Origin of the sequence: Cupriavidus basilensis, assembly GCF_000832305.1 — a bacterium.
Classification (GTDB): Bacteria; Pseudomonadota; Gammaproteobacteria; order Burkholderiales; family Burkholderiaceae; genus Cupriavidus; species Cupriavidus basilensis_F.
In genome coordinates this window covers 3,147,099-3,166,439 of record NZ_CP010537.1, presented here as the reverse complement: position 1 = coordinate 3,166,439, position 19,341 = coordinate 3,147,099, and the positions used below count along the sequence as shown (strand labels likewise).

Here is a 19,341-nt window from a genome sequence, read left to right as displayed (position 1 = left end):
GAAACGCGAAAAGGCTGGGAAGAACGGGGAGAGGAACATGCTCAAGATCGAAGGGTTGCTGGCGCGCCTTCTGGATGTCGCGCTGGTGTTTGCCGGTGCCGCGATTGCCTCGCACATGCGCTTCAACGACATGTCGCAGCGCACGTTCTACGACGTGTTCATCGCGCTCTCCGTCGCGTTCACGCTGGCCCTGTTTCCTGCCTTCGGCATCTACGAGTCCTGGCGCGGACGCTCCAAGATCGGGCTGGCCGGCCATATCGCGCTGGCCTGGCTGCTGGTGCAGTTCAGCGGCGTCATGGTGTTGTTCTCGTTGCACCATATCGACATCATCTCGCGCCTGTGGTTCGTCTACTGGACGGGTTCCACCGGTGCCATGCTGATCGTGTCGCGCCTGATGACCCATGCGGTGCTGGGCCAGGTACGCAGCGCAGGCATGAACCTGCACAAGGTCGCCGTGGTCGGCTGCGGTGCGCATTGCAGCGCGGTCATCCGGCGCGGCGTGGCCGCGCCTGCCTCGGGCTTTCGCGTGGTGGCGGCGTTCAACGTGGCGCCGCAGGGCGGCAGCCTCAATGCGAAGGTGCCGACGTTCGACGATCGCGCCGCCTTCCACCGCTATATCCGCTCGCAGGATATCCACGAACTGTGGCTGGCGCTGCCGCTGTCCGAGGAGCGCGTCATCCTGGAGTTCGTGGAGGAGTTCCGCGACGAACTGGTCAATGTCCGTTTCATGCCGGACCTGCACAGCCTGGCGTTGTTCGACAGCGGCACCATCGAGCTGATCGGCATGCCCGCCATCAACCTGGTGGCGTCGCCGCTATCGGCCACTGCGCTGCGCCAGAAGGACGTGTTCGACCGCCTTTTTGCCGCGGCCGCGCTGATCGGCCTGTCGCCGCTGCTGATTGCGATCGCCATTGCCGTCAAGCTATCGTCGCGCGGGCCGGTACTGTTCAGGCAAAAGCGCAAGAGCACAGACGGGCGCATCTTTACCATCTACAAGTTCCGCTCCATGCGCACGCATGCCGAGGCGCCCGGCGTGGTGACCCAGGCCAAGCGCGGCGATCCGCGCATCACGCGCGTGGGCGCGTTCCTGCGGCGCACCAGCCTGGATGAGTTGCCGCAATTCTTCAACGTGCTGCGCGGCGACATGTCGGTGGTGGGGCCGCGCCCGCATGCCATCGAGCATGACGACCAGTACCAGAAGCTGGTCAGCGGCTACATCCACCGCTACCGCGTCAAGCCAGGCATTACCGGCTGGGCCCAGGTAAACGGCTACCGCGGCGAGACGGATCGCATCGAAAAGATGGAAGGCCGCATCGCCTGCGACCTGTACTACCTGGGCAACTGGTCGTTCGCGCTCGATATGCGGATCATTGCCGCGACGGTGGTCAAGGGCCTGGTGCATCGCAACGCTTACTGAGCCGTACGGAACGCAAGCACGGGGCCGCGGCACGCGCAGGAGCGTTGCCGGCGGGAAGCGATAGTTAGATGGAAGTCAACAAGACATGGCTACCTCATTCGACACCCAATACACCGATGTCGGCGGCCCGGCCGAGCTTCGGCTGTCCGACTACCTGGTGACGCTGGTTGACCACTGGCGCATGATTGCCGCCGTCACCCTGCTGGCGCTGGTGCTTGGCACCGTCTATGCCTTGCTGCAGAAGCCGGTCTACCGCGCCGACGCCATGATCCAGGTGGAGGAAAGCAAGGGCGGCAACGCCGCCAATGCCAACCAGGGCTCGTCGCTGCAGACGCTGTCGTCGATCTTCGATCCCAACTCCTCCACGGCGGCCGAGATCGAGCTGATCCGGTCCCGCCTGGTGGTGGAGGAGGCGGTGCGCAAGCTGCATCTGGATATCGCGGCCAGGCCACGCTACTTCCCGGTGATCGGCGCGTGGCTGGCGGCGTACAACAGCGGGCTGGCGCCGCCCACTGAACTGCTCGGCCTGTCGCAGTACGCATGGGGCGCGGAATCCATCACGCTCTCGCGGCTCGACACGCCGCAGAAGTACTACGGCAAGGTGTTCACGCTGATCGCCGACAGCGCGCACACCTATACCCTGCGGGATCCTGAAGGCAATACGGTGCTGCAGGGCCGGGTTGGCGAGGAGGCCGAAGGCACCACCGCGCTGGGCCCGGTGCACATCCGCGTGGATGCGCTGGTGGGGCGCGGCGGGTCGCGGTTCGAGCTGGTGCGCGCATCCACCATTGGCACGGTCGAGCGTATCCAGCGTGCGCTCGTGGTGGCCGAGTCCGCCTTGCAGTCCGGCATCATCCGCGCCAGCCTGGAAGGGCCGGACCCCAAGCTCACCGCGGACATCGTCAACACCGTCGCGCGCCAGTTCGTCCAGCAGGACATTGGCCGGCGCTCCGCCGAAGCCGAGCACACGCTGGCGTTCCTGGACCAGCAGCTGCCGGCGCTGCGCAAGGAGCTCGACCTGGCCGAGGAGCGCTACAACTCGTTTCGCAATCGGCAGGGCACCGTCAACCTCGGCGAGGAAAGCCGGCTGCTGCTGCAGCAGATTGTGGAAAACAAGACCAGCCTGGCCCGCTTGCAGACGCGGCTGGCCGAGATCCGCACGCGCTACACCGACGCCAACCCGGCCGTGGTGGCGCTGATGGCGCAGATCGAAACGCTGAGCGCGCAGCAGAGCACGCTGCGCCGCAGCGTCTCCGTGTTGCCGGATACCGAGCAGACCGCACTGCGTCTGGAGCGCGACGTGCGCGTGGATACCGAGCTCTATACCAACCTGCTCAACAACGCGCAGCAACTGCGCATCATCAAGGCGGGCCAGGTCGGCAACGTGCGCGTGGTGGACTTCGCCGAACCCGCGGACGATCCGATCCGCCCGCAACGCGCCATGCTGGTGCTGATCAGCGGCGGCGTCGGCCTGGTGCTGGGGGCTTTGCTGGCCTTCCTGCGCAAGGCCCTGTATGGCGGCGTGGAGCATCCGGAAGAGATCGAGCGGATGCTGGGCGTGCCGGTCTGCGCGGTGGTGCCGCGCAGCCAGACGCAGCTGCGCCTGCAGCGCGAGCTGCGCGCCTCCGGCAGCAGCGGGCTGGGCGTGCTGGCGGCACGCGCGCCGGACGACATCGCGGTGGAAGGCGTGCGCGCTTTGCGCACCACGCTGCAGTACGCGCTGCACACCGCCCGCGACAACGTCGTGATGCTGACCGGATCGCGCCAGGATGCCGGCAAGTCGTTCCTGTCCGTGAACCTGGCCGCGCTGGTGGCGTCCGGGCGCAAGCGCGTGCTGCTGATCGATGGCGACATGCGGCGCGGCGAGGTTCACGTGCATTTCGGGCTGTCGCAGGTGCCGGGACTCTCGGACACGCTGATGGGCACGGACATCGACTCCGTGGTGATCCGCGAGGTGCTGCCGGGCCTGGATGTGCTGACCCGCGGCAGCTTGCCGCCCGATCCGGCGGAGCTGCTGATGAGCGATCGCTTCCACGCCACGCTGGACCTGTTCAAGCAACGCTACGACATGGTCATCATCGACACGCCGCCCGTGCTTGCGGTCACGGATGCCACGCTGCTCGGGCGGCACGCGGGCACCACCTTGCTGGTGGTGCGCCACGGCCGGCATTCCGCGGCCGAGGTCACCGAGACCGCGCGGCGCCTGACCAGCGGCGGCGTGACGCTGCATGGCGTGCTGCTGACCGACGTCCCCAAGCCGCCACTGCTGCTGCGCACCGGCTACACCGAGTACTACGGCTACGAAGGACGGGTGAAGTAAGGCCGCGGGGGCCGCTCGCTCGACATCCATACCAAGCATTACCAACGCAAGGCGGGAGAACGACAATGACGCGCAAGGTTGCTCTGATCACTGGTGTTACCGGGCAGGACGGTTCCTATCTGGCTGAGTTGCTGCTCGAAAAGGGATACGACGTGCACGGCATCAAGCGCCGCACCTCCCTGTTCAATACGGACCGCATCGATCACCTTTACCGCGAGCGGCACGATCCCGACCGGCACTTCTTCTTGCACCACGGTGACCTGACGGACGCCACCAGCATGCTGCGCGTCATCCAGCAGGTGATGCCCGACGAGATCTACAACCTGGCGGCCCAGAGCCATGTGGCCGTCTCGTTCGAGGAGCCCGAGTACACGGCCAATGCCGACGGCCTTGGCACGCTGCGCATCCTGGAGGCGATCCGTATCCTCGGGCTGCAGAAAAAGACGCGCTTCTACCAGGCTTCCACCTCCGAGCTGTACGGGCTGGTGCAGGAGATCCCGCAGAAGGAGACCACGCCGTTCTATCCGCGCAGCCCATACGCGGTGGCCAAGCTCTATGCCTACTGGATCACGGTCAACTACCGCGAGGCCTACGGCATGTACGCCTGCAACGGCATCCTCTTCAATCATGAGTCTCCGGTGCGCGGCGAGACCTTCGTCACCCGCAAGATCACGCGGGCGATCTCGCGCATCGCGGTCGGGCTGCAGGACGAGTTCTACCTGGGCAACCTGTCCGCGCTGCGTGACTGGGGCCATGCACGCGACTACGTGGAGATGCAATGGCTGATGCTGCAGCAGGACCAGCCGGAAGACTTCGTGATCGCCAGCGGCGAGCAGTACAGCGTGCGCGAGTTCGTCCAGTGCGCCGCTGCCGAGCTCGGTGTCACCGTGCGATTCGAGGGTAGCGGCGTGGATGAGGTCGGGATCGTGGAGTCGGTCAAGGGCAAGGAAACCAAGCTCACCCCGGGCAAGGTGATCGTGCGCGTGGATCCGGCGTACTTCCGGCCCACCGAGGTGGAGACCTTGCTGGGCGACCCGTCCAAGGCCCACGCCAAGCTGGGCTGGGCGCCGCGAACGCCGTTCTCCAGGCTGGTCAAGGAGATGGTCCGCGCCGACTTCCAGATCGCCCGGCGCGATGCGCTGGTGACGCTGGCCGGCTTCCAGGCGCTGGAACACCACGAGTAAGCACCATGGACAAGAACACAGTCTTCTTTATCGCAGGCCACAACGGCATGGTGGGCTCCGCGCTGGTGCGGCGGCTGCGGGCCGATGGCTACCGCAACCTGGTGACGCGGGACCGCGCCGAGCTGGACCTGACGGACCAGGGCGCGGTGCACCGCTTTTTTGCCGACGAGGGCATCGAGGTGGTGCTGCTGGCCGCGGCGCGCGTCGGCGGCATCCTTGCCAATGCCACGCGCCCGGCCAGCTTCCTGTACGAGAACCTGGTCATCGAGACCAACGTGATCCACGCCGCGTACCAGGCGGGCGTGGGGCGGCTGGTGTTCTTTGGCTCGTCCTGCATCTATCCACGCGACTGCGCGCAGCCCATCCGCGAGGAGTACCTGCTGACGGGCGCGCTGGAGCCCACCAACGAGGCCTACGCGATCGCCAAGATCGCCGGGCTGAAACTCTGCGAGGCCTACAACCGGCAGTTCGGCACCCGCTATCTCTCGGTGATGCCGACCAACCTGTACGGCCCCAACGACAACTACGACCTCGCCACCAGCCACGTGCTGCCGGCGCTGATCAGCAAGGCCTGCACGGCAACCCGGCAAGGCGCCCCAAGCGTGACCATCTGGGGCACCGGCAAGCCGCGCCGCGAGTTCCTGCATGTGGATGACCTCGCGTCGGCCACGCTGTTCCTGCTGGAGCGCGAGGTGCCGCATGGCGTATTCAACGTCGGCACGGGCCGGGACCTGTCGATCCGCGAGCTGGCGCAGCGGATCTGCCGCATTGCCGGCTTCGAGGGCGAACTCGTGTTCGATACCTCCAAGCCGGACGGCACGCCTTGCAAGCTGCTTGATGTTTCGAAACTGGGGCAGATCGGCTGGCGGCCTGCGATCGGCCTTGATGAAGGGATTGCCGCCATCTACCAGGAGTATGCGCGGCGCATGGAAGAGGGGTTGCCCAGGGTCGGGCAGGCAGGGGCAACGGCGCTCTGCGGTGCCGTTATCGAGTGACCGCAAACAGGAGATAACAATGTCAGGCTCAGTCACGATATTCCACAACGTAGTCTGGTCGCGCCACAAGGGCGCGGTGTTCTCGGCGTTGCACAGCCAGTCTGCGGCAAGCTCGATCCACTACGACATGGTGCAGATCGCGGAGACGGAGCACTTCCGGCTCGGCTTCTCGGACGTCGATTACTCGTATCACAACTATCCCATGCACCAGCTGTACGCCGGCTGCTATGAAGATGTGCCGCGCTGGAAGATGACTGCGCGCCTGACCTGGGAAGTGCTCAAGGCCAAGGGCGAGCTGGTGGTGCTGCCGGGCTACCACCGCCCCGAATACTGGGCGATGCTGCTGGCCTGCATCGTCACCGGCAAGCGGCGCGCGGTGTTTTGCGACTCCACCGGGCGGGACCGGCCGCGGCGCATGCTGACCTCCATTCCCAAGCGCGTGTTCTTCTCGCTGTGCCACGGCTACTTCGGCTTTGGCGAGCGTAGCCGCGAGTACCTGATGTCGCTCGGCGCCAGGCCGGAGCGGATCTTCACGCCCTGCCAGGCGGCCGCCATGCCGGCCACCTACAAGCCCGAGCAAGCCCTGCAGGAGCGCCTGAAGCATCGTGCCGATGGTGCGCCCGTGTTCCTGTATGTGGGCCGCCTGTCGGAAGAAAAGGGGCTGGGCACGCTGCTGGAAGCCTTCGCTGGCCTGCACAAGACGATGCCGTCGGCAACACTGCGGCTGGTCGGCACCGGGCCGATGGCAGGCACCCTGCGCCAGATGGCGGCGGAGCTCGGCCTTGAGGCCGCGGTATGCCAGGTCGGCAGCCTGCAGGACGAAGGCCTGTCCAGGGAGTACTACCGGGCGGCCTGCATGGTCTTGCCCAGCCATAGCGAGCCGTGGGGCCTGGTGGTCAACGAGGCGCTGGCCCATGGCTGCCCGGCCGTGGTCAGCGAGAACTGCGGCTGCGTGCCGGAGCTGGTGCTCGAGGGCGAGACCGGGTTTGCGGTGCCGGCGCGCAGTACCGCTGCGCTGCAGTCCGGCATGACGCGCGCGCTGGCAGCGTTCGCGGATACCCAGGCCAGCGCGGAGCGTTGCCTGTCCGTGATCCGGCGCTTCGATCCGGCGAATGCCGCGTCGAACATCGCGCGCGGCTGCGCCGCGATGCTCAGCGAGCCGCAAGTGCATCAGCGAACGGGCGTGCAGACCTAAGCCAGGACCCGGGACCCAGTACCCAGTACCCGGTACCCAGCCCGCCTTCTTCCTGCCGCGTGTCTTGATCTTGCGATGGCCTTCGCGGCCATTGCAGGCAGGGTTGCGCGTGTTCGCCGCATGCGCGGCGTTCCCCTGGTCGGCCGGCTGGCCGGGAGGAAGGCGTCAAGTTGCCGGAATGACACACGCAGAACCGAATGGAGCGTCCCGTGAGAATCCTGATCTGCGGACAGAACTATGCGCCGGAGCTGACCGGAATCGGCAAATACACTGCCGAGATGGCCGAAGCGCTGGCCGCCAGCGGGCATGAGGTCCGCGTGGTCTGCGCGCCCCCTTACTACCCCGGCTGGCGCGTGGGCGAGGAATATTCCGCCTGGCGCTACACCCGCGAGCTGCGCGGCGGCGTCCAGGTGCATCGCGCGCCGTTGTGGGTGCCCGCGCGCCCGAGCGGCGTCACGCGCCTGCTGCACCTCGCCAGCTTCGCGCTTGGCGCGCTGCCGTCCTTGCTCAGGCAGGTGCCATGGCGCCCGGATGCCGTGATGGCGATCGCGCCCAGCCTGATGAGCGTGCCCGCCACATGGGTGGTGGCGCGCCTGGCCGGCGCCAGGACCTGGCTCCACGTGCAGGACTACGAAGTCGATGCGGCTTTCGAGCTGGGCATGCTCAAGGGCGCAAGGCTGCGGCGCGCGGCGCTTGCCATGGAGCGCCTCGTGATGCGCCGCTTCGACGTGGTGTCCACCATCTCGGAGAAGATGGCCGAGCATGCGGTGCGCAAGGGCGTGGCCAGCACGCGCGTGTTCCGCCTGCCCAACTGGGTGGACACCACCGCCATCCATCCGCTTGAGCGGCCCAGCACCTATCGCGAGGAGCTCGGCATCCCGCCGGACCAGAAGGTCGTGCTCTATGCGGGAAACATGGGCGAGAAGCAAGGCCTGGACATCCTGGTGTGCGCGGTTGCCGCACTGGCCGGCAATGCCGGCATCACCTTTGTCTTCTGCGGCAACGGCCCGGCCAGGGCGATGCTGGAAACCCACTGCGCCGGGCTGGACAACTGCCGCTTCCTGCCGCTGCAGCCGGTCGACCGGCTCAATGAGCTGTTGAACCTGGCGGACATCCACGTGCTGCCCCAGCGCGGCGATGCGGCCGACCTGGTCATGCCCTCCAAGCTGACCGGCATGTTTGCCAGCGGCCGCGCCATCGTCGCCATGGCGCTGCCGGGGACCGAGCTGTTCGCGGCGGTATCGCCGCGCGGGGTCGCGGTGCCCCCGGACGACGTCGAGGCCCTGGCAGGCGCCATCAAGCGGCTCGCGGCGTCGCCCGCGCTGCGCGCGGAGCTGGGGGCCGCGGCGCGCGGCTACGCCGAGGCCACGCTGTCCGCGGCCGCCGTGCTGTCCCGCTTCGACGCCAGGCTGCGTGCCTTGTGCGGCGAAGGCGCGGCCCGGCCGTCGGCGGGGGAGCCTCGCGTTGGGGACGAACTCCCGGCCAACGTACTGCAGCCGGAGAAGGTGGAGTAGGCGCGGTAGTTGCGGTAAGCGGCGTAGGCCGGGCGTCGCGCACGCAACAACAAGAAGGCAGGCGCAGAACCGAGTGCAAGAAAGGACAGGGGAGGTGAGGCATGTCAGCGACACAACCAGGCGCGGCGCCAGCACAAGGCCGGGCGGCGGCGCGGCCTCGCGGCACGGCCGCCGCAAGCCACGCCGTGGCGACATTGCCCGCGCTCACCAGCATCCGCTTCCTGGCGGCCTTGACCGTGGTGCTCTGCCATTTCACCGAGATCGGCGTGCTCAACGGCCCGGAGTGGTTCCTGCAGATGGCGGATGGTGGCCGGCCGGCCGTGTCGCTGTTCTTCGTGTTGTCCGGCTTCGTGCTGACCTTCACCTACCGGGACAAGATCGGCCTGCCAGGCGGCGCCACCGCGTTCTATGCCGCGCGCTTTGCCAGGATCTACCCGGTGCTGGTGCTGTCGCTGCTGTTGTCGCTGCCGGTGACGGTGTGGCTCCTGCATACGGGCGACAGCGAACTGTTGCGCGAGTGGTATGGGCTCAAGGGGTCGTACATCGCGATGCTGGCGGTGAGCCTCGTGGCGCAGTTGCTGGCGCTGACCGCGTGGCTGCCGTTCTCGGCGCTCAACCAGCCCTGGAACGGACCCGCCTGGAGCATCTCGTGCGAGGCGTTCTTCTACGCCTTGTTTCCATTGCTGCTGCGCTGGCTGGAAAAGCGCGGCAGCGGCGCGCTGACGCTGCTGTGCCTGGCGCTGTGGCTGTTGCAAGGTGCCTGGATCGCGCTGCTGCTGGCGGTGCTGCCGCCGTCCAGGCATGGCTTCCTGGTGGCGCAGTTTCCGCTGACCCACCTCTTCGAGTTCGTGCTTGGTGTCTGCGCGGGCATTGCCTACGCGCGGCTGCGTGGCGCCGGCGGCAGCCGCCACACGCTCGGCATGGGGCTGGTGGCGGTGGCGGTTTGCGCGGTCGGCACGCTGGCGGTGCTGCGCCCGCTCAGTCCCGCCTTCTACCTGCAGGCGCCGTTCTTTGGCGCGCTGATCCTTGGCCTTGCCTTGCTGGAGCGGCCGGTGGCAGGCGTGCTGCACCGGCGCTGGCTGGTGTCGCTTGGCGAAGCCAGCTTCGCGCTCTACCTGATTCACGTACCGCTGGCACGCATGGCTTACCTGGCCGGCTGGCGCCAGCAGGCAGGCTGGCTGGCGGTGGCGCTGGCCATCTTGCTGAGCCTGGCCATTTACCGCTATGTCGAGGAACCGATGCGCCGGCAGTTGCGGCGCCGGCTGGCGCGCCCGCGCTTAGTGTTGCCCGTAGTGCCGCCTGCAGTGCCGCCTGTGGTGCCGCCCGCATCGGCGGCCCAGGCACCGGCCGTGCCGGTGCCAGCCTCCAACGGATGAAGGAGGGCCCGCCATGCGCAACCGCTTCGCGACCCTCTGGATATGGCTGATGCTATGCCCGCTGGCAGTGGATTTCAAAAGCGTCGATGAAAACGGCAGCCGCCTGACGCAGATCCTGCTGACCCTGCCAGTGATCGCGGCGGGCATTGCCCTGGCCTTGATCGCGCCGCGCTTTGTCACGCGCACCCGGCTGAGCTCGGTGGTCATGGCCGCGTTGCTGCTGACCGTGCCGGGCAGCATCGTCCCGCAGTGGGTCCAGGGCAACGATGTCGGCAATTACCTGCGCGTGCTGTTGCCCTTCATGCTGTTCCTGATCGGCTACCTGGCCGCTCGCCATCCGTGGCCGCAAGCGCGCCTGAGGCAGTTCGAGTCGGCGATGTTCGCCGCCATGGTGACGTCGCTGCTGTTCAGCTTTGCCTACGGCATGGCGGTGGGGGGCGGGCTGGAGACGGTGCGCTTTCGCATTGTCTCGGTGGTTTTCCTGGCGACGCAGGGCGTGCTGCTGCACGAGTTCGTCATTGCCAGGCGCGTGACCAGGTTCACCGTGCTGCTGTTCATCGGCACCGTGGCCATCGAGATGCTCAGCGTCACGCGCAGCTTGCTGGTCGGCACGGCGTTGCTGTTCTGCTTTGCCACGTGGCTGAGCGCGGCGTCGCTGCGCCATCTGCTCAAGGCCGTGCTGCGCGCGGTCGTCATCACGACGGTGCTGGTAGGCGGCACCGCGTTGATTGGCTCGGAGCTGTTTCCGAGCGTCGCCGCGCACTGGACCCAGCGGATTGCGGCGGGCAAGGCAACCGCTTCCGGCATCGACCCGACCACCGCCACCCGGCTCGCCGAGCTCAAGGACCAGTATGACCAGGTCACCTCGAACACGACGTCGCTCATGGTCGGCAAAGGCTACGGGCATTTCTATCGTTACTCGCCCGCTTACCTGAAGGCACTCTCCGGGCAGATGAGCGAGAAAGAGTTCTATGCCATCAACGAGTGGACGGCGGGACACAACTTCTGGGTCTACCAGTTGTTCGCGGGCGGCTTGCTGTTCGGCATCGCGTTTCCCGCCATCGTGCTGTTCTCGCTCTATCGCGGCAGCGTGGCCTATCGCCACTGGCGGCGCGTGGCGCCGAACGCGCCCAACCTGGCCGTGATGGGCCGCGCCTTGCTGGTGCTGGCGGCGCTGCCGGCCACGTCGATCGGCGGCAATCCGCTGGGCCCGCGCTTTTCCGGCGTGGTGTACGGCGTGGCGCTGGGCCTGCTGGTGGCCACGCATGCGCAGCTGGCCCGCTCGACGGCCGCGAAGCTCGCCGCGCAGGGCGCGGCGGCGGCCGAACGCGCGCGCCAGGCGCGACAGGCAAAAGAGGGCTGGCCCAGGCGAGCCCCGCTGGCGGGGGCGCCCGCGCTCAGGCCCGGGCCCCATGCGCCGATGCCGACAACGATAGCCCGCGCGCCGGCTGCCAACGCGGTGGGCGATGACCAGCCAGAGCGCGCGCCCAAGCGCCTGCGATTTGCCCCGCAAGGAGTCGACCGATGAACATCCTTCACCTGCTTTCATCGATCGATCCCAGGCTGGGCGGACCGGTGGAATGCGTGCGCCAGGGCAGCGCCCAGCTTGTCGCGCAGGGCCATCGCGTGGAGGTGCTGTCGCTCGATCCGCCGGATGCGCCCTACCTGGCCGACTTCCCCTTGCCTTTGCACGTGCTGGGGCCCGCGCGCGGCTACTACCACTACTCGCCCAGGCTGGTGCCCTGGCTGCGCGAGCATGCGCAGGAGTTCGACGCGGTCATCATCAACGGCCTGTGGCAATACCACGGCTTTGGCGCATGGCGCGCGCTGCGCAAGCTGCAGGTGCCGTACTACGTCTACCCGCACGGCATGCTCGATCCCTGGTTCAAGCGCGCCTACCCGCGCAAGCACCTGAAGAAGTGGCTCTACTGGCCGTGGGCCGAGTACCGCGTACTGCGCGATGCGCGAGCTGTGTTGTTTACCGCCGAGGAAGAGCGACGCCTGGCCAGCCAGTCCTTCTGGCTGTACCGCGCCAGGGAATCAGTCGTGAGCCTGGGCACGCAGTCGCCGCCCCCGGAGCACGACGCCGGCGGCGTGGCGTTGCGCGAGCGCTTCCTGGCGGCTTACCCCGAGCTGCGCGGCAAGCGCATCGTCCTGTTTCTTGGCCGCGTGCACGAGAAGAAAGGCTGCGACCTGCTGATCGACGCCTTTGCCCGCGTGGCGGCGCTGGACCCGCAGGCGCAGCTCGTGATCGCGGGCCCCGATAGCGCGGGATGGGTGCCGCGACTGCAGTCGCAGGCCGCGGCGCGTGGCATTGGCGCACGCGTGAGCTGGCCCGGCATGTTGCACGCAGAGATGAAGTGGGGCGCGTTCTACGCCAGCGATGTGTTCGCGCTGCCATCGCACCAGGAGAACTTCGGCATCGCGGTGGCCGAGGCGCTGGGTTGCGCCGTGCCCGCGCTGATCTCCGACAAGGTCAACATCTGGCGCGAGATCGAGCGTGACGGCGCGGGCCTGGCCGCGCCCGACACGGTTGAGGGATGCGAGGCGCTGCTGCGGCGCTGGCTCTCGATGGACGACGCCCGGCGCGCGCAGATGCGCGCCAGCGCCAAGGCAACGTTCAACCGGCGCTTCACCGTGGAGAGCATGGCTCGCGACCTGCTGCGCGTGCTGCAGTCGGGCGAGCCGGCGCAGGCCGTGATGGAGCCCGAGTGGCTGGGCCGCGATGCCTGATGCGCGATGCGCGAGGCGTCCGGCAACGCACGCGCTTGGCCGCGGTTAGCGCAATGTTGGCGCACGCGAGCGAGGGCGCCGTACGAAGATGGAAGCGCGAAGGGTAGCGGAAATCCGTCTTGAAACCGGCCAGCAGGGGGAGCAGCAGATGTTTATCGACACCAGAAAGCTCGAAGAGGACACCGTCGTGCATACCACCGTCTGCATCATTGGTGCCGGGGTGGCTGGCATCACGCTGGCGCTGGAGATGCAGCGGCTTGGCATCGATGCCTGCTTGCTGGAGAGTGGCGGCTACAAGGCCGACGACGACACGCGTGACCTCTATCGCGGCGAGAACATCGGGCTGCCCTATACCTTCGCCGACGGCAGCCGCAGCCGCTTTCTCGGCGGCAGCAGCAATTGCTGGGGCGGCTGGTGCCGCCCGCTGGACCCGTGGGACCTGGAAAAGCGCAGCTGGGTGGCGCACAGCGGCTGGCCGTTCGGGCTCGATGAGCTCACCCCATACTACGAACGCACCCATGCGCTGCTCAAGCTCGGGCCCAACAACTTCGATCCCGCTTACTGGGAGGCTGCCATCCGCCGTCCCGACGTGCGGCGCCTGCCGCTGATCGGCGAGCATATCCGCGACACGATCTCGCAGTTCAGCCCGCCGGCCCGCTTTGGCAAGCTGTACCGCGAGCCGCTGGAACAGTCGCATCGCGTCAAGGTGTATCTCTACGCCAACGTGGTCGACATCGGCACCAATGCTGACGCCACGTCGGTGACGGCGGTCTCGGTCGCCACGCTCAGCGGGCGGCACATCAAGGTGGCGGCGCGCTTGTTCGTGCTGGCCACGGGCGGCATCGAAAACGCGCGCCTGCTGCTGGCATCGAACAAGGTGCAGCCTGCCGGCCTGGGCAATGGCGCGGACCTGGTGGGTCGCTATTTCATGGACCATCCGCGGCTGATGTCAGGCAGTGTCCGCTTCAACAAGGGATGGGCGCGCAACAAGCTCTACGACATCAAGTACCACTACCAGAACGCGGCGGTGAGTGCCAACGGCACCTATGTCTCCTCGCAGCTCGCGCTCAAGCCCGCCGTGCTGGAGCGCGAACGCCTGCTCAATGCGCGGGTGTGGTTCTTCTCGATGTTCTACGGCGAAGGCAGCAAAGGCGCGCAGGCGCTGTTCCGCACCAAGCAGGCACTGTTGAAGAAGGACCAGCCAGGCCATAGCCTCACCCGGGACCTGCTGACCATGGCCGCGCATCCGGTCGACACCGTGGGCTTCGGGCTGACGCGGCTGATGCAGCCGCGCTCGCTGATCACCGACGTCAAGATGCAGGCTATCGTGGAGGCCGATCCCGATCCGGACAGCCGGGTGACGCTGTCCGAACACCGCGACCGGCTCGGCGTGCCGCGCGTGCGCGTGCACTGGCGCGTGGGCAGCCTGGTGCAGCGTACCTTCGACCGCACCTTTGCGCTGCTGGCGCAGGAGCTGCAAAGCAGCGGTGTGGCGCAAGTCGCACTGGATCCACCCGTGGAGGGCCAGCCCTGGCCGGCCGAGCTCGAAGGTACCTGGCACCACATGGGCACCACACGCATGCATGATTCGCCAACAATGGGAGTGGTGGACCGCAATAGTCGCGTCCACGGCATCTCGAATCTCTACGTGGCCGGCAGTTCGGTGTTCCCGACCGTTGGCGCGAATTTCCCCACCATCACCATTGCTGCGCTGGCATTGCGCCTGGGCGGGCACATCGCACGGGAGCTCGGCATGCCGTGCGCGACTTACGCGAGCGACGGCACGCCGCAGCGCAAGGCGCCTGCACGCGAGCCGGAGCAAGCGATGACGCTGGCGGGCGCGGCGCAGGGCTTGATGCCCTTGCGGGAGGAGTGACTTCGGGGCGGCTACGCCTTGGCGCCGGCGTGCCTGCGCCACTGTGGCCCAGCGTACATAAAGACCAGGTATTGGCGCGAATCTTGCGGCTGTCCGGGGGCGGAACCCCGGATGGATCGTTGCAGGCACAGCGCCCTCAAACGACTTGAAGTTGGTTCACGACAAGGAGGCGCTGCCATGGCAACCAGGATCTTCCCCGCTCTTGCATTCGTCGGCGTGCTTGGCGGATGCGCGTGGGCGCCGGGCCCTGCGCTGGACTCGAGTCGCCTGCATGACGACATCGGCGCCAAGACTGGCACGCAAACCTACCCGGTGCAGCTGATCGACGCGGCGGTGATTTCCCGCCAGATCGACGCGGTCGCCACGGCCAACAGCCAGGTGACGCCCGCCACGGGCGCGGACCTTGCCCAGAGCATCGCGAAGTACGAGTACCGCATCGGCCCACAGGACCTGCTGGGCGTCACGGTGCTGTACAACCCGCAGCTAAGCTCCAGCGCGGCGAACATGCCGCCCGCGCCGATCGCGCCCGGCGCCGACGGCGCGCAGCAGCAGGCGCCGCTGGAGCAGAACGGGTTTCGCGTCGGCGCCAACGGCGAGGTCTACTATCCGCCCGTGGGCATGCTGCGGGTTGGCGGAAAGACCGTCGAGCAGGTGCGCAGCATGATCTCCACGGCGCTGTCCAAGGAGATCCGGGACCCACGGGTCGACGTGCGCGTGGTGTCGTACCGCAACAGCCGGATCGACGTCACGGGGTTGGTGAAGAACCCCGGATCGCTGCAGGTCACCGATGTGCCGCTCTCGATGATCAACGCCATTGCGCGCACGGGCGGCACCTTGCCCGACGCTGACGTGCAGAAGGTCAGGCTGACGCGCGGCGACAAGGTCTACGAACTGGATCTCGACACGCTGACCGAGCGGCGCAATGGCGTTGGCGATTTCCTCTTGCAGGGCGGCGACATCATCAATGTGCCCGACCGGCTCTCCAGCCGGATCTTCGTGATGGGCGAAGTGGTCAAGCCGACCTCGCTGCTGATGAACAAGGGCCGCCTCACGCTGGCCGACGCGCTCGCCGGCGTCAACAGCATCGACATCCGCGCTGCCGACCCGCGCCAGGTCTTCGTGATCCGCGGCGCGCGCGAGAACCCGACCCAGCCGGCCGTGTACCGGCTTGACATGACACAGGTGGATGCTTTGCTGCTGTCGACGCAGTTCCGCATGGAGCCGCTCGACGTGGTGTATGTGGGCACGTCGGATGCCGTGCGCTTTAACCGGGTGCTCGAGCAGATCACGCCGACCATCCAGACCCTGTTCTTCACCAAGCAACTGGGCAAATAAACCAGGGCTGGCGGGGCAGGCAAGTGAGCAGTTGGGGTCTTGCAGGGGAAACACGTGATGCACAGCCAGCGATTAGCGCCGGACCTCAATCACCTCCTGCGCGGCTTGCCGCGCGATGACTGGGAGGCCATCTCCAACCACCTCGAACTGGTGCGCCTGCGCCCCGGGCAACTGCTGACCGATTGCGGGCAGCATACCAATCATGTGTATTTCCCGACCACGGCGGTCGTCTCCATGCTGTCCTTCCTGGAGGACGCCACCACCGTCGAGATTGCCACGGCAGGCAACGAGGGCATGGTCGGCATCCCGGTGGTGACGGGGGGCAATGCCATGCCCTACCGGCTGGAGGTGCACACGCCCGGGTTCGGCTACCGGCTCGCGGCGAACAAGCTGCGGCAAGAACTGCTGCGCTCGCCGGCAATCCTGCGGCTGACGCTGCTGTACGTGCAGGCGTTGCTCACGCAGATCGCGCAGACCGCGGTGTGCAACCGCTATCACTCGCTAAACCAGCAGGTTTGCCGCTGGCTGCTGCTCGCCGTCGACCGGCTTTGCTCGAACGAGATCGCCATCACCCAGCAGGTCATCGCCACCAAGCTGGGCGTGCGCCGCGAGGGCGTGACCGAGGCCGCCAGGAAACTGGCAGATCTCGGGTTGATCCACTACAGCCGCGGCCACATCACGGTGATCGACCGGGTCCGGCTGGAGCTGCATGCCTGCGAGTGCTACGGCCTCGTCAGGCGCGAATACGGGCGCTTGTTGTACACCGGCGATAACGGGCCGGCCTTGCCGGAACGGGTGGGACACGCCCGCGCGCTGGCTGTGTGCGCGCATCACGCGCACTGAGCGCATGAAGGGCATGGAGTGCATGGAGTGCATGCGGGGGAACTGAGCGTGATTACCTTTACCGAAGTGGGCTTGTCGCCGGCATCCCGGCAGCCGGGTTCCCGCGTGCGCTGGGACACGGCCCGGGCACTGCTTGACCATGCCGGCTGGATCCTCGCCGCCACGCTGTTCGGCGCGCTGTGCGGCGCGCTGTACGCGTGGTCGCTGCCTGCCATGTACCAGGCCGACGTATTGGTGCGCCCGGAGTCTGCCAGGCGGCTTGCGCCGGCCAACGCGGGGCAGCCTGCCGACGCACTGCGGCCGGACGCGATGACCAGCCGCGCGGTGCTGGCGCCGGTGGTGCGGGAAACCCGGCTCGATATTGTCGCGGCCCCGCGCACGGTGCCCGTGGCCGGCACGCTATGGGCGCGGTTCGCCGGTGGTGCACGGGCCGGTGCGCTCTCCACGCCGCTTTCTACGCCGCTAGCTGCACCGCTGGAGAGCCTGTCCGCCTACGCCTGGGGTGGTGAGCGGATCGACCTGATCGCCCTCAACGTGCCCGACGCGCTGCTCAACCAGCCATTGACGCTGGTGGCGCTGGGCGACCAGCGCTTTCGCCTGCTGGGCGAGGACGGTGCGGTGCTGCTGACGGGCAAGGTCGGCGACATCGCGCGGGGCAATGGCGTTTCGCTCAAGCTGGCGCAGCTCACCGCGCGCGCGGGGACCGAGTTCGTGGTGATGCGCCGCGATGCCGTCACGGCTGTCGAGCTGCTGGCGCGCGGACTCAGGCTGGAGGCGCAGCGTGGCACGGCCACGGCAACCGGGCCGAATGGCGCGGAGGCGGGCGGCGCGGCTGGCGCGGCCGCGGGTGCAGCCGCCGACGCGGTGCGCATCGTCTGGCGCGACGCCGACCGGGAGCATGCCGCGGCCGTGGTCAATGCCGTGGCGCGCTCGATTGTCGATACGCAGGTTGGCCATCGGCGCGAGCAGGACAACCAGCAGCTGGATTTCGTCTCCAGCGAGCTGCCGCGCGTGAAGGCCGAGCTGGAGGCCGCCGAGGCGGCCCTGGCCCGGTACCGCGCGCGCGCCGGGTCATTGCAGCCTTCCCAGGAATCCCAGTCCTATCTCAGCGGCAGCATCGAGTACCAGCGGCAGATCTCCGGGCTGCGGCTCGAGCGCGCGCGCCTGCTGCGCAACTACATGCCGCAGAGCCAGGAAGTGCGCGCGATCGACGAGCAGATCGAGCAACTGCGCGGCGACAGGCGCAGCATGGATAGCCGGCGCCAAGGGCTGTCCGAGGCGGAGCGGGAGTCGGGGGCGCTCAGCCGCGACGTGAAGGTGGCCGAGGACATGTACATGTCCTTGCGCCGGCAGGCACAGCTGCTGTCGCTGGCGCAGTCCGACCAGAGCAGCGATGTGCGGCTCGTGGACCTTGCGGTGGCGCCTGCGCTGCCGGTCGGACCGAATCGGGCGCTGGCGACGGGCCTGGCGGCGCTGCTGGGCCTGTTGGCCGGCTCCGGGCTGGCAGTACTCAAGAGCCGCGCGTCCCGGGGCATGCAGAGTGCGGCCGCGATCGAAGGGAGCCTGGCGCTGCCGATGGTGGGCGAGGTCGTGTTCAGCCCCGAGCAGCTTGAGCTGGAGCGCAAGAGCCTGGCGCAGCCGCGGCCCTTGCGCGCACCGGTCTTGTCCGTGTGCGAGCCGGGCCAGGCGGTACGGCTCGCACGCGGCACGGACGACGCGGCGCGGGCGAGCCTGCGCCACTGCGTGTCCACCGCTTCGGTGCACCCCGGCGCGGCGTGTGAAGACACGGTGCTGCACGACCGGTACCTGCTCGCGCGGCAGTATCCGCATGCCCCGGCCGTTGAGGGGCTGCGCACCTTGCGCGCGTCGCTGCACTTCGCCATGGACGGCGCTGCCAACCACATCGTGGCCATCACCAGCGCCTGCGTAGGCGCGGGCAAGACCTTTGGCGCGGTCAACCTGGCCGTGCTGGCGGCGCAGGCCGGCATGCGCGTGCTGGTGGTCGACGCCGACCTGCGCCGTGCCCGCGTGGCCGGGCAGTTCGGCCTGGAGGGCACGCTGGGGCTGGCCGACCTGCTGGGCGGGGCCCTCACGCTGCATGATGCGATCCAGCCCACCGCTGTCGGCGGGCTGTGGCTGCTCTCGGCCGGCACGCGGCCGGCGAATCCATCCGAGCTGCTGATGCTGCCCGCCCTGCGCGAGGTGCTGCTCACCTGCGCCGCGGGCTTTGACCTGGTCCTCGTGGATACGCCCCCCATCCTCGCGGTGGCCGACGCCGCGCTGGTCAGCCGCGTTGCCGGCGCCACGCTGCTGTTCGTGCGTGCCGGCAACACTCCGCAGGAGAAGGTGGCGGAGGCGCTCAAGTACCTGGACCGGGCCCACGCCAACGTGATCGGCGGCGTGCTCAATGGCGTGCAGGTGCGCCGGAGCAACCGGGAGCGCTGCGCCGAGACCAGCGACTACCTGCGCGCGAGCGCGCCGGAGGATGGCACGGTGCCGGCCTGGCGCATCGGCTGACCCGCCTTCTTCGCCTTTTGCCTGCGTAGCGGCCAT

Annotated in this window: 13 protein-coding genes; all 13 read left to right on the top strand. The window is 67.9% G+C overall.

What is annotated here, in order from left to right; all coding sequences use genetic code 11:
* The first annotated feature begins 37 nt into the window (after positions 1-37).
* The 13 genes from RR42_RS34475 (at position 38) to RR42_RS34415 (ending at position 19,305) form a co-directional block, all read left to right on the top strand.
* Positions 38-1,417 carry an undecaprenyl-phosphate glucose phosphotransferase gene (locus tag RR42_RS34475; RefSeq protein ID WP_043356606.1) on the top strand — a complete coding sequence of 460 codons (1,380 nt, stop codon included), beginning with the start codon at positions 38-40 and terminating at the stop codon, positions 1,415-1,417.
* 85 nt (positions 1,418-1,502) lie between these two features.
* Complete coding sequence (locus RR42_RS34470; RefSeq protein ID WP_043356605.1) at positions 1,503-3,737, top strand: polysaccharide biosynthesis tyrosine autokinase; 2,235 nt, start codon at positions 1,503-1,505, stop codon at positions 3,735-3,737.
* 65 nt (positions 3,738-3,802) lie between these two features.
* Positions 3,803-4,921, top strand: coding sequence for a GDP-mannose 4,6-dehydratase (gene gmd, locus RR42_RS34465; protein ID WP_043356603.1), 1,119 nt, complete (start codon positions 3,803-3,805; stop codon positions 4,919-4,921).
* 5 nt (positions 4,922-4,926) lie between these two features.
* Entirely contained in the window at positions 4,927-5,916 is a 990-nt protein-coding gene (locus tag RR42_RS34460) for a GDP-L-fucose synthase family protein (RefSeq protein ID WP_043356601.1), read from the top strand.
* A gap of 19 nt (positions 5,917-5,935) precedes the next feature.
* Positions 5,936-7,111: a glycosyltransferase family 4 protein gene (locus RR42_RS34455; protein WP_043356598.1), complete on the top strand. Its 1,176-nt coding sequence runs from the start codon at positions 5,936-5,938 to the stop codon at positions 7,109-7,111.
* A 209-nt stretch (positions 7,112-7,320) separates the two neighbouring features.
* A complete protein-coding gene (locus RR42_RS34450) occupies positions 7,321-8,625 on the top strand; it encodes a glycosyltransferase WbuB (RefSeq protein ID WP_043358430.1) in 1,305 nt (434 codons plus the stop codon).
* A gap of 101 nt (positions 8,626-8,726) precedes the next feature.
* Complete coding sequence (locus RR42_RS34445) at positions 8,727-10,001, top strand: acyltransferase family protein (RefSeq protein WP_063778476.1); 1,275 nt, start codon at positions 8,727-8,729, stop codon at positions 9,999-10,001.
* 13 nt (positions 10,002-10,014) lie between these two features.
* Positions 10,015-11,529, top strand: coding sequence for a hypothetical protein (locus tag RR42_RS34440; RefSeq protein WP_236702116.1), 1,515 nt, complete (start codon positions 10,015-10,017; stop codon positions 11,527-11,529).
* A complete protein-coding gene (locus tag RR42_RS34435; protein ID WP_043356596.1) occupies positions 11,526-12,734 on the top strand; it encodes a glycosyltransferase in 1,209 nt (402 codons plus the stop codon). The genes RR42_RS34440 and RR42_RS34435 overlap by 4 nt, the downstream gene beginning before the upstream one ends.
* Positions 12,735-12,882: 148 nt before the next feature.
* On the top strand, positions 12,883-14,610 hold the full coding sequence (locus RR42_RS34430; RefSeq protein ID WP_043356595.1) for an FAD-dependent oxidoreductase: 1,728 nt from the start codon (positions 12,883-12,885) through the stop codon (positions 14,608-14,610).
* A 177-nt stretch (positions 14,611-14,787) separates the two neighbouring features.
* Entirely contained in the window at positions 14,788-15,945 is a 1,158-nt protein-coding gene (locus RR42_RS34425; RefSeq protein ID WP_043356593.1) for a polysaccharide biosynthesis/export family protein, read from the top strand.
* Between the two features lie 57 nt (positions 15,946-16,002).
* Positions 16,003-16,788: a Crp/Fnr family transcriptional regulator gene (locus RR42_RS34420; RefSeq protein WP_043356591.1), complete on the top strand. Its 786-nt coding sequence runs from the start codon at positions 16,003-16,005 to the stop codon at positions 16,786-16,788.
* Between the two features lie 48 nt (positions 16,789-16,836).
* Positions 16,837-19,305 (top strand): polysaccharide biosynthesis tyrosine autokinase, encoded by a 2,469-nt coding sequence (locus RR42_RS34415; RefSeq protein WP_158408338.1) that lies wholly within the window; start codon positions 16,837-16,839, stop codon positions 19,303-19,305.
* The last annotated feature ends 36 nt before the right edge of the window (positions 19,306-19,341 follow it).

What these genes read in the sequence shown, in the direction of transcription:
- RR42_RS34475 (WP_043356606.1), top strand. Translation starts at nt 38, where the DNA reads ATGCTCAAGATCGAAGGGTTGCTGGCGCGCCTTCTGGATGTCGCGCTG.
- RR42_RS34470 (WP_043356605.1), top strand. Translation starts at nt 1,503, where the DNA reads ATGGCTACCTCATTCGACACCCAATACACCGATGTCGGCGGCCCGGCC.
- gmd (WP_043356603.1), top strand. Translation starts at nt 3,803, where the DNA reads ATGACGCGCAAGGTTGCTCTGATCACTGGTGTTACCGGGCAGGACGGT.
- RR42_RS34460 (WP_043356601.1), top strand. Translation starts at nt 4,927, where the DNA reads ATGGACAAGAACACAGTCTTCTTTATCGCAGGCCACAACGGCATGGTG.
- RR42_RS34455 (WP_043356598.1), top strand. Translation starts at nt 5,936, where the DNA reads ATGTCAGGCTCAGTCACGATATTCCACAACGTAGTCTGGTCGCGCCAC.
- RR42_RS34445 (WP_063778476.1), top strand. Translation starts at nt 8,727, where the DNA reads ATGTCAGCGACACAACCAGGCGCGGCGCCAGCACAAGGCCGGGCGGCG.
- RR42_RS34440 (WP_236702116.1), top strand. Translation starts at nt 10,015, where the DNA reads ATGCGCAACCGCTTCGCGACCCTCTGGATATGGCTGATGCTATGCCCG.
- RR42_RS34435 (WP_043356596.1), top strand. Translation starts at nt 11,526, where the DNA reads ATGAACATCCTTCACCTGCTTTCATCGATCGATCCCAGGCTGGGCGGA.
- RR42_RS34430 (WP_043356595.1), top strand. Translation starts at nt 12,883, where the DNA reads ATGTTTATCGACACCAGAAAGCTCGAAGAGGACACCGTCGTGCATACC.
- RR42_RS34425 (WP_043356593.1), top strand. Translation starts at nt 14,788, where the DNA reads ATGGCAACCAGGATCTTCCCCGCTCTTGCATTCGTCGGCGTGCTTGGC.
- RR42_RS34420 (WP_043356591.1), top strand. Translation starts at nt 16,003, where the DNA reads ATGCACAGCCAGCGATTAGCGCCGGACCTCAATCACCTCCTGCGCGGC.